This window comes from Flavonifractor sp. An91, from assembly GCF_002159225.1.
In the GTDB taxonomy this organism is placed as follows: domain Bacteria; phylum Bacillota; class Clostridia; order Oscillospirales; family Oscillospiraceae; genus Flavonifractor; species Flavonifractor avicola.
Window position 1 is genome coordinate 1 of the sequence record NZ_NFHA01000105.1, and the last position, 644, is coordinate 644.

1 protein-coding gene is annotated in these 644 nt (G+C 48.4%); it reads left to right on the forward strand.

Annotated features, from left to right (window positions below):
* On the forward strand, positions 1-644 hold a 644-nt coding region (locus B5G42_RS18340; protein WP_162611161.1), incomplete at both ends, for a hypothetical protein.

The following is a 644-nucleotide window of genomic DNA, read 5'->3' on the forward strand; positions in this document are numbered from 1 at the left end:
AAGCACAGTTTTGACAACATACTTCTTGTGTACGCACAGGACGAGGATGTTTCGATTCTGGCAACACGAAAGCAATGGGCAGCCATAGGCAGAAATTTGATTCCCCGTGCAAAGGGCGTTGCCGTTTGCGTCTACCGGAATGCCAAACTCACTCTTGACTATCTCTTTGATGTAAGCCAAACTACTGGCAAAGAGATTCATCCTACGGACTGGCAGCTTTCCGATGAAATGAAAAAGGCCCTGACCGAGCGCCTGTCGTATGCACACGGTTTCCCCAAGCAGGATTTTTCCCAAGCGCTGTATGCGATGGCAAGCGAATCTGTCGCAGAGAATTACAACCACTTTTTGCAGGAACTCAAGCAGGAAACCAAAGGCCATTTGTTCACCGAGATCCCGGCCGGTGGTTTTGAAGCCCAATACATCCAGCTTTTGACCGACAGCATTTCTTATTTCATCGGCAAAAAGTGTCACCTGCCGGATGAAGAAATCCAGTTGAGTGACGGCATGGCGACGGTCAGCCATTTTAATACACTCCCGCTGGTTGCACATCTGGGTACGGCAGTAACCGCCCTTTCCAAAGGTATCCTGTTAGAAGTAGAACGGAACATCAAGATTATCAATCGTGAAAGGATGGCACAACATGA